Raw genomic sequence first — 14,720 nt, 5'->3', positions numbered from 1 at the left:
CGTCTCCTAGTGCTGTTCGGGCACGTCGGGCAGGTCTTCCGGGCCGAGCTCGGTCAGCTGCTCGGTGGTGGGCGAGTCGAGCTCCGCGATGCGCGCGGCGTGCTGCTCCGTCATGTGCTGGAACACGCCGCGGGCGAACCGGCCGTTGCCGAAGCCCTCGCCCCGGTCGACCGAGTCGAAGTAGCGGCGCAGCTTCTCGATCGTCGGCGGCCCGAGGTGGTACTCGTGGTCGGCGGCCTGGTACTGGACGATGCTGACCAGCTCGTCCGTGGAGTAGTCGTCGAACGTGAGCGTGCGGGAGAAGCGGGACTGCAGGCCGGGGTTGGTGTTGATGAACCGGACCATCTCGTACGGGTAGCCGGCCACGATGACCACCACCTCCTCGCGGTGGTCCTCCATCAGCTTGACCAGCGTGGAGATCGCCTCCTGGCCGAAGTCCGCGCCGTGCCCGTCCGGGGTCAGCGCGTACGCCTCGTCGATGAAGAGCACGCCGTGCAGCGCCCGCCGGAACGCGGCCTGCGTCTTCGGCGCGGTGTGCCCGACGTACTCACCGACCAGCGCGGACCGGTCCACCTCGACCAGGTGGCCGCTGCCGAGCATGCCCAGCGCGCGCAGGATCCGGCCGTACAGCCGGGCGACCGTGGTCTTGCCGGTGCCGGGGTTGCCGGCGAAGACCAGGTGGCGGGACATCGGCGGCGGGCTGAGCCCGGCCTCGCGGCGCTTCTGCACCATCTGCACCAGTTTGACCAGCGAGCCGACGTCGTGCTTGACCCGGTCCAGGCCGACCAGGCGGTCGAGCTGCGCGAGCAGGTCCGGCAGCGTCTCGGCCGCCTCCGGGTCGGCCTTGCCGGCCGCGGTGTTGGTGCGGGCCGACGTCGCGGACGTGGCCACCACCGCACCGGCGCGCCGGACCAGCGGGTTCGCGCCCTCGACCGGCATGGTGGAGGTGCCGACCGCGTCCGCCGTGCACTGCTCGAACGTCGCGTTAGCGCCGTCCACCAGCGTCAGGTCCTCGTCGACGTCGTGCACGTGCACGCGGCGCAGCACCGGGTCCGCCTGCGCGCCGATGTAGAGCGCCGGGTAGCCGGTGCCGGTGACGTCCAGGTCCTCGATCGTGCCGTGCGCCTCCGCGCCCAGGTAGAGGCCGTTCTTCTTGCAGTTCGCGATGGTCGAGGAGCGGATCACCGGGTCGGCGCCGCCCCAGACGACCACGCCGGTGCCGCCGATCCGGTCGATGGTCAGGCCGTCCGCGACCGGGGTGGCGTCCGCGTCCACGAACACGCCGGCGCCGCCGCAGCCTTCGATGGTGGTGTTGCGCAGGATCGGGCCGGAGCCCTTGGCGGCCTCGAAGCCGGTCTGCGCGATCTCGGAGATCGTGCAGTTCTCCACCAGCGCGCGGTGCGGCGAGTCGACGCGCACGCCGACCTCGCCCTCGGTGACGGTCACGCCGCGCAGGTGCGCGTCGCCGGTCTCCTCCACCGCCACGCCGGACTGCCGGGCGCGTTCCACCCGGCCGCCGTCGATGCGGGCCATGGCGCGCCCGGTGACCCGCACGCCGCACTCCGGGGTGTCGCTGATCTCGGAGTCGACGAGCGTGACGATCGCGGTGCCACCCAGGTGCACGGCCGTGTAGCGGGTCTGCCGGACGCCGAGGCGGCGCAGCAGCACCCGTGAGTCGCCCGCGAGGAACAGGCCGTTCGCGCCGGAGTCGGCGACCGAGCAGCCCTCGATCCGGGCGTGCGCCTGGCCGAGCAGCGCCACGCCGGTGCTGCGCGGCCGGACGATGTGGCTGTCCGTCATCACCAGCCGCGCGTCGCCGGTGGCCACCACGCCGGCCGCGGTCACCGTGTCGATCCGGGTGTCCGCCACGCCCACGTGCGCGGCGCCGGAGAGGTGGATCGCGGTGCCGCCGGTGCGGTCCACGGTGCAGCGTTCCATCCGGACGCCGCCGGGCTCGCCGGGGCCGAACGCCGGCGGGTCGAGCAGCGGGCGGTCCGGCAGCGCGCCCGGCCAGCCGTCGGTGGTGAACGGCGCGCTGCCGGTGGCGCGCAGCACGTCACCGTCGTTGTCGAAGAACTGGCTGTCCCGCACGGTGGCGCCGGCCTCGTCCTCGACGAGCACCGCGGCGACCGCGGCGTGCGAGATCTCGGCGCGCTCGACCTCCGCGACGGCCGCGTCGCGCAGGTGCAGCCCGGCCGCGGTGACGTGCCGTACCGCGGTGCCGGAAAGGGTCAGCCGGGCGCCGCCGCGGACCATCAGCCCGGTGCCGTCCACCTGCTGCACCGCGCCGCCGTGCAGGCGCACCCGCGCGGAGTCGGCGACGTCCAGGCCGGCGCCGGCGGCACCGGTGAGCGTGCACTCGTCCAGCGTGACCGAGGCCTGACCGGCGATCTCGGCCCGGCCGCCGCGCACCTCGCAGCCGTCCAGCGTGACCGTCCCACCGGCGACGACGACCGCGGCCCGCTGCGGCTGCGCGGAGACGAACGTCACACCCTGCACCACGGCGGTGCCGGCCCGCACCTCGAGCGCGGCGCCGTCGGCCGGCGCGATCTCCACGCCACCGGACTCCGCGACGATCCGCACCGTCCGGTCCACGACGACGCACTCGCCGTACCGGCCGGCGGCGACGGAGACGATCCCGCCCTCCTGCGCGGCGCGGATCGCTTCGCCGATCGTCCGGTGCCGGCCCCATCCCTTGGTGCCGACCCGCTCGATGCGGGCCGATGACGAGGCATCAGCTATCCCGGTACGCATTCGCGCGCCCTTCCGTCCTGGTTGTCCTCGACCGGGGCGTCACCTGTCGGCCTTTCCGCACGTGACACGCAGCTGAGCGACGAGCAGCCGATCGCCGCCGCCGTCCTCCAACTTTCCCCGGTTCCCCAGGCGGATCGTAAACTTGCCGTTCGCCACCGGGAACGACCCGGCCTCCAGCCACTCGCCCGGCTTGGCACCCTGATTCAGGTCAAATGTACCCAGATCATCGCCATCCCGGCCGGCCGTGATGTAGTACCGGGCCCGTGGCGCGAGCTTCACCGCGTTCCTGTCCACGGTGGGCGTGTAGACCGCCACGTCGCACTTGTCCACGCCGGCGCCCGGCGTGAAAGCCCAGACCAGGACCTGGGACGGGTCGTCGTACCCCTGGTCGCCGCTGATCGGGATGGTGGCGTAGTTGCCGCGGCAGCCGTCCTTCGACCAGGCGCCACCGGCGAGGATCTGCCACTGCGGCGTACGGCCGCGTGCCTCGAAGACGTGTTCCGGCTCACCCCGGCAGTCCCACCCGGTCACGGCCGTGAACGTGGACGGCCCGGTCGGGCTCGGCGTCGCGCTGGCCGTGGTCGAGTCCCGGCCGCCGCGCCCGTCCGTGAACAGGCTGTAGATCAGACCGAACAGGAGCGCGAAGATGGCGCAGCCGGACGCGACGAACATGGCGGTGTGCGGCCGGGCGTAGAGCCGGTCCGGACTGGGCTGGGCGCGCGCGTGGTCGATGAACGCGCGCACGAACTCGAGCCGTTCCGCGTGCGGCGACGGTGGCTTCGCGGGCCGCCCGCCGGCGGACGTGGCCAGCGTGGTGGTCTGCACCGGCTCGGGCGACTTCTGCTGCTCCATGGTGACGGGCCGGACCCTACGCGGCCGGGAAGCGGCGGGTGTCGGTCATGTGGCCGAGCTCGATCGCCATCCGGGTCAGCTCCGCCTTGTTGCCGGCGTTCAGCTTCGCGCGGATCCGCTTCGCGTACGTGTTCACGGTCGCCTCGGTCAGGCCCATCCGGCCGGCGATCTGCGAGTGGGTGAGCCCGCGCGCGATCCAGCGCAGCGTCTCCACCTCGCGCGGCGCCAGTCCGGCCGGGTCCTCGTTGACGTTGCGGACCAGCTCGGACTGGAACCGGTCGGCCAGCCGCGGGCAGACGTAGAAGCCGCCCTCCCCCACCGTGAACAGCGCGGACACGATGATCCGGCCGTCCGCCCGGCTGTCGGTGAACCCGCGCACCCCGGTCCGCAGCACGGCGCCGAAGGTCAGCGGCCGCTCCCAGGTGGAGCTGACCACCACGGGCGCGCGCCCGACCAGGGTCTCGATCTCGGACAGCGCCGGGCCACCCGGCCGCAGCGGCACGTCCAGGATCGCGACGTCGAACGCCACGTCGTCCGCGAGCTCCTCCACCGCGCGCACGGACGTGGCGACCTCGAGGCCGGACGTCTCGGCGACGAACTTCTCCAGACCGGCCCGTTTCACCGGGTGGTCGTCGACGATCGCGATCGTGAGCATCTGTTCCTCCTGGTCAGTCCCCGCACACCGGCGGCCGGTGCCGGGCGTGCGCCCGGGTGCGGGGACCCGGGCGCCCTGATTACGGAGCCGCCCGGCGTCCGGTTCAAGACGAAGGAGGAATTTGCCGAACGGTCAGCGGTCCGGCCGGAAGTTCTCCGCGTTCTGCTTCTCCGCGTCGACGTAGTTCTGGTGGGTCAGGTTGAGCTTCTTGATCGATGCGTCCAGGACGGTGAGCAGGTTCTTCGAGGCGAGCTCGATGGCCTTGCGGTACGTGGCGTAGGTGGTGCCGGCCGGGCTGACCCAGTACGTCTCCCCCTCACTGAGCGACTTCTTCATCTCGTCCAGCAGGTCCGAGATCTTGTCGCGCTCGGTCTGGGTCAGCTCCGCGGTGGTCTTCAGCAGGGGGATCTGCACCGTGTAGTCGATGTGCACCACGTTGCCGTCGTCGTCGTGGGTGACCTGGTAGAGGGGGTTGCCCTGCTCGTCGAACCGGATGTACTCGTCCTTGCCGTACGTCCAGGTGACCTCGCCGCCCGGGCCGTAGGTGATGTCGAAGAACTGCTTCTTGTCCGGGTCCCAGCCGCGGGTGAACTTGTCCAGCTCCGGGTCGTACGCGGAGAAGATCCAGCCGTCGTCGGTGGTCATCGACAGCGGCTTGTTGTCCTTGTCGTAGACGATCGTCTGCTCGCCGTCGTTGATGATCGCGGTCGTCTCGTGACGCGTGTCGTCGTACGTGAAGACGATCTTGTCGCCCTCCGGCGTGGTCCCGGACTTCGGCCGACCGTCGTCGTAGAACTGGTCGAACTTGTAACCGTCACCGGTCTGCATGTACGTCGGCTTGTCGTGCTCGTTCAGCAGGACGTACGTGCCACCCTGGTAGTCGATCCGGGACGTCTTCGCCACGTCGTCATAGGTGATCGTGAACGGGACACCGTCCGCGACGCCGGCCTTCGGGCGCTTGTCCGGGTAGAACTCCGAGAAGATGGTGCCGTCCGCGGCCGTGAACTTGATCGGGTTCCCGTTCAGGTCCGAGATCAGCTCGCCGCCGTTACCGAACGTGGTCGTCGACGTCTTGGCCTCGTCGTCGTACGTGATCTTGACGGTCTCGCTGGTCTCCTGGTTGATGCCCGACACCGGGCGGCGCTTGCCGTCGAACTGGTCGTACAGGATCCCGTCCGAGAGCAGGCTGACCGGGGTGCCGTCGAACTGGGCGACGTACCGGGTGCCGTCACCGTACGTCGTCGTCGAGATCTTGGCACCGTCGTCGTACACGATCGAGATGGTGTCGTGGTCCTCGGTGGTGTGGCCGCCGGTCGGCCGGTTCTGGCCGTCGAACTTCGTGTAGATCGCGTCCGGCGTGCGCATCTCCAGGACGACGTCGCCCTTGGACAGCACCTCGGTGTGGTTGCCGTACTTCGTGGTCGCGGTGCCGGCCGCGTCGTCGTACGTGACGAGGATGCTCTCGTTGTCCTTCCGCGTCGTGCCGGCCTTGACCCGCCCGTCCGGGTAGAACTCGGTGTAGATCGCGTCCGGCGTGCGCATCTCCAGCGTCACGTCACCCTTGGAGATCACCTCGGTGTCGCCGTTGTACGTGGCCGTCGTGGTCCCGGCCACGTCGTCGTACGTGATGGCGATGCTGTCGCCGTCCTTGGTGACGCCGCCGCGCGGCCGGCCGTCCTCGTAGAAGTCGTTGTACGTGGCGTCCGGCGTGCGCATCTCGAGCGGTTTGCCGTCCGCGTCCGACACGACCTCGACGTCGTTGCCGTAGACCGCGGTCGAGGTGTGCGCCACGTCGTCGTAGGTGATCGAGACGGACTCGCCCTGCTTCGTCATGCCCGCGATCGGCCGGCCCTGCGCGTCGAACCCGGTGAACGTCGCGTCCGGCGTCCGCATCTCGATCGGGTCGCCGTCCGCGTTCGACACCACCTCGACGTCGTTGCCGTAGACCGCGGTCGAGGTGTGCGCCACGTCGTCGTAGGTGATCGAGACGGACTCGCCCTGCTTCGTCATGCCCGCGATCGGCCGGCCCTGCGCGTCGAACCCGGTGAACGTCGCGTCCGGCGTCCGCATCTCGATCGGGTCGCCGTCCGCGTTCGACACCACCTCGACGTCGTTGCCGTACACCGCGGTCGACGTGTGCGCCACGTCGTCGTACGAGATCGAGACCGACTCGCCCTGCTTCGTCATACCCGCGACCGGCCGGCCCTGCGCGTCGAACGCGTCGAACGTCGCGTCCGGCGTGCGCATCTGGATCGGGTCGCCGTCCGCGTTCGAGTCGACCTCGGTGCCGTTCGCGTAGTGCGCGGTGCTGGTCTTCGCGGCGTCGTCGTACGTGATGGTGATCGGCTCGTTGTCCGCGGTCGTGCCCGCGGTCGGCCGGCCCTGCCCGTCGAACTGCGTGAACGTGGTGCCGTCGCCGGTGGTCATCCTGATCGGGTCACCGTCGGCGTTGGAGACGACCGTGGTGTCGCTGGCCGGGTAGTGCGCGGTGCTGTTGCCGGCACCGTCGTAGCTGAGGTTGACCTCCTCGTCGTCCTTGGTCGTGCCGTGGATCGGCCGGCCCTCGCCGTCGAACCGGTCGAAGGTCGTGCCGTCCGCCGTGACCATGCTGATCGGGTCGCCGTCCGCGTTCGACGTGACGATCGTCTGGCCGTCCGGGCCGCTGTACCGGGCGATCGAGTTGCCGCCCTCGTACGCGATGTCGATCGGCTGGCCGTCCGCGGTCGTGCCGTGGATCGGCCGGCCCTCGCCGTCGAACCGGTCGTACGTCGCGTCCGGCGTCTCCATCCGGATCGGGTCGCCGTCCGCGTTCGACGTGACCGTGGTCGTCCCGTCCGGACCGGCGTAACTCGCGATCGAGGTGTCGCCCTGGTACGCGATGTCGACCGACTGGCCGTCCTTGGTCGTACCGTGGATCGGCCGGCCCTCGCCGTCGAACCGGTCATAGGTCGCGTCCGGCGTCTCCATCCGGATCGGGTCGCCGTCCGCGTTCGACGTGACCGTGGTCGTCCCGTCCGGACCGGCGTAACTCGCGATCGACGTGTCGCCCTGGTACGAGATGTCGACCGACTGACCGTCCTCGGTCACGCCGTGCGTCGGCCGGCCCTCACCGTCGAACCGGTCGTACGTCGCGTCCGGCGTCTCCATCCGGATCGGGTCGCCGTCACCGTTCGACGTGACCGTCACGGTGCCGTCCGGACTCGCGTACCGCGCGATCGAATTGTCGCCCTGGTACTCGATGGTGACCTGGTCGCCGTCCTTGGTCACGCCGTGGATCGGCCGGCCCTCGCCGTCGAACCGGTCGTAGGTGGCGTCCGCCGTCTCCATCCGCACGGGGTCGCCGTCGCCGTTCGACGTGACCGTCACGCCGCCGTCCGGGCCGGCGTAATGGGCGGTGGAGCCCTCGCCCTGGTACGAGATGTCGACGGACTGGCCGTCCTTGGTCGTGCCGTGGATCGGCCGGCCCTCACCGTCGAACCGGTCGTAGCTGGCGTCCTCCGTGTCCATCCGGATCGGGTCGCCGTTACCGTTCGACGTGACCGTGGTCGTGCCGTCCGGACCGGTGTACCGGGCAACCGAATTGTCACCCTGATACGAGATGTCGACCGACTGACCGTCCTTGGTCGTGCCGTGCAGCGGCCGGCCCTCACCGTCGAACCGGTCGTAACTCGCGTCCTCCGTATCCATCCGGATCGGATCGCCGTTACCGTTCGACGTGACCGTCGTCGTACCGTCCGCGCCGGTGTACCGGGCAACCGAATTGTCACCCTGATACGAGATGTCGACCGACTGACCGTCCTTGGTCGTGCCGTGCAGCGGCCGGCCCTCACCGTCGAACCGGTCGTAACTCGCGTCCTCCGTATCCATCCGGATCGGATCGCCGTTACCGTTCGACGTGACCGTCGTCGTACCGTCCGCGCCGGTGTACCGGGCAACCGAATTGTCACCCTGATACGAGATGTCGACCGACTGACCGTCCTTCATGCTGCCGTGGATCGGCCTGCCCTCGGCGTCGAACCGGTCGTAGGTCGCGTCGCCGGTGACCATCCGGATCGGGTCGCCGTCGGCGTTCGACGTGATCGTCACGTCCCCGTCGGGGTCCGTGTAGTGCGCGACCGAATTCTCGCCCTGGTACGAGATGTCGACCGGCTGACCCTCCTTGGTCATGCCGTGCGTCGGGCGGCCCTCGCCGTCGAACCGGTCATAGGTCGCGTCCGGCGTCTCCATCCGGATCGGATCACCGTTGCCGTTCGACGTGACCGTGATGCCACCGTCGGGACCCGCGTAATGCGCGACGGAATTGTCACCCTGATAGCTGATGTCGACGGACTGGCCGTCCCCGGTCGTGCCGTGCGTCGGCCGGCCCTCACCGTCGAACCGGTCGTACGTCGCGTCCGGTGTCTGCATCCGGATCGGGTCGCCGTCCGCGTTCGACGTGACCGTGATGCCGCCGTCCGGGCCCGCGTAATGCGCGACCGAATTGTCACCCTGGTACGAGATGTCGACGGACTCGTTGTCCTTGGTCGTGCCGTGCGTCGGACGGCCCTCACCGTCGAAACGGTCATAGGTCGCGTCCGGCGTCTGCATCCGGATCGGATCACCGTTGCCGTTCGACGTGACCGTGATGCCACCGTCGGGACCCGCGTAATGCGCGACGGAATTGTCACCCTGATAGCTGATGTCGACGGACTGGCCGTCCCCGGTCGTGCCGTGCGTCGGGCGACCCTCACCGTCGAACCGGTCGTACGTGGCGTCCGGCGTCTCCATCCGGACCGGGTCGCCGTTGCCGTTCGACGTGACCGTGGTGGTGCCGTCCGCGCCGCTGTACCGGGCGACGGAGTTCTCACCCTGGTACGAGATGTCGACGGTCTGGTTGTCCTTGGTCGTGCCGTGCGTCGGCCGGCCCTCACCGTCGAACCGGTCGTACGTGGCGTCCGGCGTCTCCATCCGGATCGGTTGGCCGTCCGGATTTGACGTGACCGTGGTGCCGTCCGCACCGCCGTACCGGGAAACGGAATTGCCGTTGCCCTCGTAGCCGATGTCGATCGACTGGCCGTCCTTGGTCGTGCCGTGCGTGGGGCGGCCCTCACCGTCGAACCGGTCGTAGGTGGCGTCCGCGGTCTGCATCCGGATCGGGTCGCCGTCGGCGTTCGACGTGACGGTCACACCGCCGTCGGCACCGCCGTAGCGAGCCGTCGAGTTGCCGTTGCCCTCGTAGCCGATGTCGATCGACTGGCCATCCTTGGTGGTGCCGTGCGTCGGGCGACCCTCACCGTCGAAACGGTCGTAGGTCGCGTCCGCGCTGACCATCCGGATCGGGTCACCGTCCGCGTTCGACGTGACGGTCACACCACCGTCGGCACCACCGTAACGGGCCGTCGAATTTCCGTTGCCCTCGTAGCCGATATCGATCGACTGGCCGTCCTTGGTGGTGCCGTGCGTCGGGCGACCCTCACCATCGAAACGGTCGTAGGTCGCGTCCGCGGTCTGCATGCGGATCGGGGCACCATCGGCATTCGAGGTGACCGTCATACCACCGTCGGCGCCACCATAACGAGCCGTCGAGTTCCCGTTGCCCTCGTAGCCGATATCGATCGACTGGCCGTCCTTGGTGGTGCCGTGCGTCGGGCGACCCTCACCATCGAAACGGTCATACGTCGCGTCGGCCGTCTGCATGCGGATCGGGGCACCATCGGCATTCGACGTGACGGTGGTTCCACCGTCGGCACCGCTGTACCGGGCCGTCGAATTCCCGTTGCCCTCATAGCCGATGTCAATCGACTGGCCGTCCTTGGTCGTACCGTGCGTCGGCCGACCCTCACCATCGAAACGGTCATACGTCGCGTCGGCCGTCTGCATGCGGATCGGGGCACCATCGGCGTTCGACGTGACGGTCGTACCGCCGTCAGCACCGCCGTACCGGGCCGTCGAATTCCCGTTGCCCTCATAGCCGATGTCAATCGACTGGCCGTCCGCCGTCTTACCGTGCGTCGGCCGGCCCTCGGCGTCGAAACCGTCGTATGTGGCGTCCGCCGTGACCATCCGCAGCGGGTCGCCGTCGGCGTCCGACGTGACCGTCGTGCCGCCGCTGGAACCGCTGTATCGGGCCGTCGAGGTCCCGTTGCCCTCGTAGCCGATGTCGATCGTCTGACCGTCCGCGGTCTTGCCGTGCGTCGGGCGGCCCTCACCGTCGAACGCGTCGTACGTGGCGTCCGCCGTAACCATCCGCACGGGGTCGCCGTCGGCGTTCGACGTGACCGTCGTGCCGCCGTCGGCACCGCCGTACCGCGCGGTGGAGTTCCCGTTCGCCTCGTAGGCAATGTCGATCGACTGACCATCCGCGGTCTTGCCGTGCGTCGGCCGGCCCTCGGCGTCGAACGCGTCATAGGTCGCGTCCGCCGTCACCATCCGCACCGGGTCACCATCGGCGTCCGACGTGACCGTCGTACCACCGTCGGCACCGCCGTACCGAGCCGTCGAATTGCCGTTCGCCTCGTAGGCGATGTCGATCGACTGACCATCCGCGGTCTTGCCGTGCATCGGCCGGCCCTCGGCGTCGAACGCGTCATAGGTCGCGTCCGCCGTCACCATCCGCACCGGGTCACCATCGGCATTCGACGTGACCGTCGTACCACCGTCGGCACCGCCGTACCGAGCCGTCGAATTGCCGTTCGCCTCGTAGGCGATGTCGATCGACTGACCATCCGCCGTCTGCCCGTGCGTCGGACGGCCCTCGGCGTCGAAACCGTCGTAGGTCGCGTCCGCCGACACCATCCGCACCGGGTCGCCATCGGCGTTCGACGTGACCGTCGTGCCACCACCCGAACCGCCGTACCGCGCCGTCGAATTGCCGTTCGCCTCGTAGGCGATGTCGATCGACTGACCATCCGCCGTCTGCCCGTGCGTCGGACGGCCCTCGGCATCGAACGCGTCATACGTCGCGTCCGCCGACACCATCCTGATCGGGTCACCATCGGCATTCGACGTGACCGTCGTACCACCGTCGGCACCGCCGTACCGCGCCGTCGAGCTGCCGTTCGCCTCGTAGGCGATGTCGATCGACTGACCATCCGCCGTCTGCCCGTGCGTCGGACGGCCCTCGGCGTCGAACCGGTCATACGTCGCGTCCGCCGACACCATCCGCAGCGGATCGCCGTCAGCGTTCGACGTGACAGTGGTACCGCCGCCGGAACCGCCGTAACGAGCCGTCGAGATCCCGTTGCTCTCGTAGGCGATGTCGATCGACTGGCCATCGGCCGTCTTGCCGTGCGTCGGCCGGCCCTCGGCGTCGAACGCGTCGTAGGTCGCGTCCGCCGACACCATCCTGATCGGGTCGCCGTCGGCGTTCGAGGTCACCGACACGCCGCCGCTGCCGCCGGAACCGCCGTAGCGCGCGGTGGAGTTGCCGTTCGCCTCGTACGAGATGTCGATCGACTGACCGTCCGCGGTCTTGCCGTGCGTCGGACGGCCCTCGGCGTCGAAACCGTCGTACGTCGCGTCCGCCGACACCATCCGCACCGGGTCGCCGTCAGCGTTCGACGTGACCGTCACACCACCGTCGGCACCGCCATAACGCGCGGTCGAATTGCCGTTCGCCTCGTACGAGATGTCGATCGACTGACCATCGGCCGTCTTACCGTGCGTCGGACGGCCCTCGGCGTCGAAACCGTCGTACGTGGCATCCGCCGACACCATCCGCACCGGGTCACCGTCGGCGTTCGACGTGACGGTGGTTCCGCCGCCCTCGGCATCGCCGTACCGCGCGGTCGAATTGCCGTTCGCCTCATAGGAGATCTCGATCGACTGACCATCGGCCGTCTTACCGTGCGTCGGACGGCCCTCGGCATCGAACGCGTCATACGTCGCGTCGGCCGACACCATCCGCACGGGATCGCCATCGGCGTTCGACGTGACCGTCGTGCCACCGCCGGTGCCGCCGTACCGCGCGGTGGAGTTGCCGTTGGCCTCGTACGAGATGTCGATCGACTGGCCGTCCGCGGTCTTGCCGTGCGTCGGACGGCCCTCGGCGTCGAACGCGTCATACGTGGCATCCGCCGACACCATCCGCACCGGGTCACCGTCGGCGTTCGACGTGACGGTGGTTCCGCCGCCCTCGGCATCGCCGTACCGCGCGGTCGAATTGCCGTTCGCCTCGTACGAGATGTCGATCGACTGACCATCGGCCGTCTTGCCGTGCGTCGGCCGCCCCTCGGCGTCGAAACCGTCGTACGTCGCGTCCGCCGACACCATCCGCACCGGGTCACCATCGGCGTTCGACGTGACCGTCACACCACCGTCGGCACCGCCATAACGCGCGGTCGAATTGCCGTTCGCCTCATAGGAGATCTCGATCGACTGACCATCGGCCGTCTTACCGTGCGTCGGACGGCCCTCGGCATCGAACGCGTCATACGTCGCGTCCGCCGACACCATCCTGATCGGGTCACCATCGGCATTCGACGTGACCGTCGTGCCCCCGCCGGCACCGCCGTAACGCGCCGTCGAATTGCCGTTCGCCTCATAGGAGATCTCGATCGACTGACCATCGGCCGTCTTACCGTGCGTCGGACGGCCCTCACCGTCGAAACCGTCGTAGGTCGCGTCCGCCGACACCATCCGCACCGGGTCGCCTTCGGCGTTCGACGTGACCGTCGTGCCGTCGGCACCGCCGTACCGCGCGGTCGAGTTGCCGTTCGCCTCGTACGAGATGTCGATCGACTGACCGTCCGCGGTCTTGCCGTGCGTCGGACGGCCCTCGGCGTCGAACGCGTCGTACGTCGCGTCGGGTGTCACCATCCGCACCGGGTCACCATCGGCATTCGACGTGACCGTCGTGCCGTCGGCACCGCCGTACCGCGCGGTCGAGTTACCGTTCGCCTCGTACGAGATCTCGATCGACTGACCGTCCGCCGTCTTGCCGTGCGTCGGACGGCCCTCGGCATCGAACGCGTCGTACGTCGCGTCGGGTGTCACCATCCGCACCGGGTCACCATCGGCATTCGACGTGACCGTCGTGCCGTCGGCACCGCCGTACCGCGCGGTCGAGTTACCGTTCGCCTCGTACGAGATCTCGATGGTCTCGCCGTCCGCGGTGGTGCCGGCCAGCGGCCGGCCCTCGGCGTCGAACGAGGTGTAGACACCGCCGTCCGCCGTGGTGAGCCACAGCGTCGTCCCGGCCGCGTCCGTCACCACGGACGAGCCGTTCTGGTACGTCATCGTCGACGTCTGGGACCGGTCGTCGTACGCGATGCTGAACGTCTCGCCGTCCGCGGTGCTGCCGGCCGTGGGCCGGCCCTCGGCGTCGAATGACGTGTAGACGCCGCCGTCCGCCGTGGTGAGCCGCAGCGTCGTCCCGGCCGCGTCGGTGAGCACGGATGACCCGTCGGCGTAGCGCGCGGTGCTGTTGCCGCTCTGGTCGTAGCTGATCGTGAACGACCGGCCGTCGGTCTCGCCCGCGGTGGGCCGGCCCTCGGCGTCGAAGGAGGTGTAGGCCGTACCGTCGGCGTTCTGCTGGCGGGTGACGTCACCGTCGGCGTCGACGCCGACGGAGGCTCCGTCGTCGTACCGCATGGTCGACCCGCCGTCGGCCGAGTAGTCGATGGTGAAGTCGCGGCCGTCGGCGCTGCCGGCTAGCGGTCGCCCTCGGTCGTCGAAGTCGGAATAGACGGCACCGTCGGCGCTTTCCTGGGCGACGACGCGGCCCGCGGAATCGAACGTGGCGGACGTACCGTCGGTATACCGGATGACGGAACCGCCGTCGGCCGTGTAATCGATGGTGAAACCGGTCGAACCCGCACCGCCGTCACGGTCCGGAGCGGTGCCGGCAGTGGGCCGGCCTTCAGAATCGAACCGATGGTAGACGGTACCGTCGGGGCTTTCCTGGCGTGTGACGCGTCCGTCCTGGGAGTACTGGACGACAGCGCCGTTGTCGAAGGTATGGACGGTGCGCCCGTCCGCCCGGTAATCGATGCTGAAGTGGACGCCGCCCGCGCTTCCCTCGTGCGGTCGGCCGTCGGCATCAAAAGCCTCAAGGACGGTACCGTCGGCGGTTCTTTGGCGGAGAACGTCGCCGTTGGCTGCGTACTCAACGCTTGCGCTACCTGTTCCCGATTCCGAACCATTGCCCGCCTCCGGGTAGTTGATGGTGAACTGCGCCGCGTCGGTGTGCCCGCCGGTCGGCCGGGCCTGCGCGTCGAACGTCTCGTAGACGACGCCGTCCGGGGTCGTCCGGCGGACGAGCTCGCCGCCGGCGTCGTACTCCGCGGTGCTGCCGTCGCTGAAGCTGGCCCGGGAACCGATATCTGACTCGTCGGAGCTGCTCATCGTCCACACCATTCATCGCGACCGACATGACACGCGCGTGGAGGTTAGCGAGCACCTCAGGGGCAGCGGCAAGACCTTCGTTGTGACGGCCCCTGGACGCCGCCACGGGCGCGAGAACGGCTTTGTGGGACCCCGT

4 protein-coding genes are annotated in these 14,720 nt (G+C 69.4%); all 4 read right to left on the bottom strand.

All coding sequences use genetic code 11. From position 1 onward, the window contains the following. Positions 1–6: 6 nt before the first annotated feature. Positions 7–2,754 (bottom strand): right-handed parallel beta-helix repeat-containing protein, encoded by a 2,748-nt coding sequence (locus tag J2S44_RS30650; RefSeq protein WP_310420957.1) that lies wholly within the window; start codon positions 2,752–2,754, stop codon positions 7–9. Between the two features lie 39 nt (positions 2,755–2,793). Then, entirely contained in the window at positions 2,794–3,606 is an 813-nt protein-coding gene (locus J2S44_RS30645; protein WP_310420955.1) for a hypothetical protein, read from the bottom strand. Positions 3,607–3,622: 16 nt separating this feature from the next. Further along, positions 3,623–4,261, bottom strand: a complete 639-nt coding sequence (locus tag J2S44_RS30640; protein WP_310420953.1) for a response regulator transcription factor — start codon at positions 4,259–4,261, stop codon at positions 3,623–3,625. Positions 4,262–4,393: 132 nt separating this feature from the next. Further along, positions 4,394–14,584 carry a hypothetical protein gene (locus J2S44_RS30635; RefSeq protein ID WP_310420951.1) on the bottom strand — a complete coding sequence of 3,397 codons (10,191 nt, stop codon included), beginning with the start codon at positions 14,582–14,584 and terminating at the stop codon, positions 4,394–4,396. Positions 14,585–14,720: the final 136 nt, after the last annotated feature.

Origin of the sequence: Catenuloplanes niger (assembly GCF_031458255.1) — a bacterium.
GTDB lineage: Bacteria > Actinomycetota > Actinomycetes > Mycobacteriales > Micromonosporaceae > Catenuloplanes > Catenuloplanes niger.
The sequence above is the reverse complement of the archived record's forward strand: the minus strand, read 5'-3'. Positions and strand labels throughout refer to the sequence as shown.

Coding starts and splice junctions, on each gene's coding strand:
- J2S44_RS30645 (WP_310420955.1), bottom strand. CDS start 3,606: ATGGAGCAGCAGAAGTCGCCCGAGCCGGTGCAGACCACCACGCTGGCC.
- J2S44_RS30640 (WP_310420953.1), bottom strand. CDS start 4,261: ATGCTCACGATCGCGATCGTCGACGACCACCCGGTGAAACGGGCCGGT.
- J2S44_RS30650 (WP_310420957.1), bottom strand. CDS start 2,754: ATGCGTACCGGGATAGCTGATGCCTCGTCATCGGCCCGCATCGAGCGG.
- J2S44_RS30635 (WP_310420951.1), bottom strand. CDS start 14,584: ATGAGCAGCTCCGACGAGTCAGATATCGGTTCCCGGGCCAGCTTCAGC.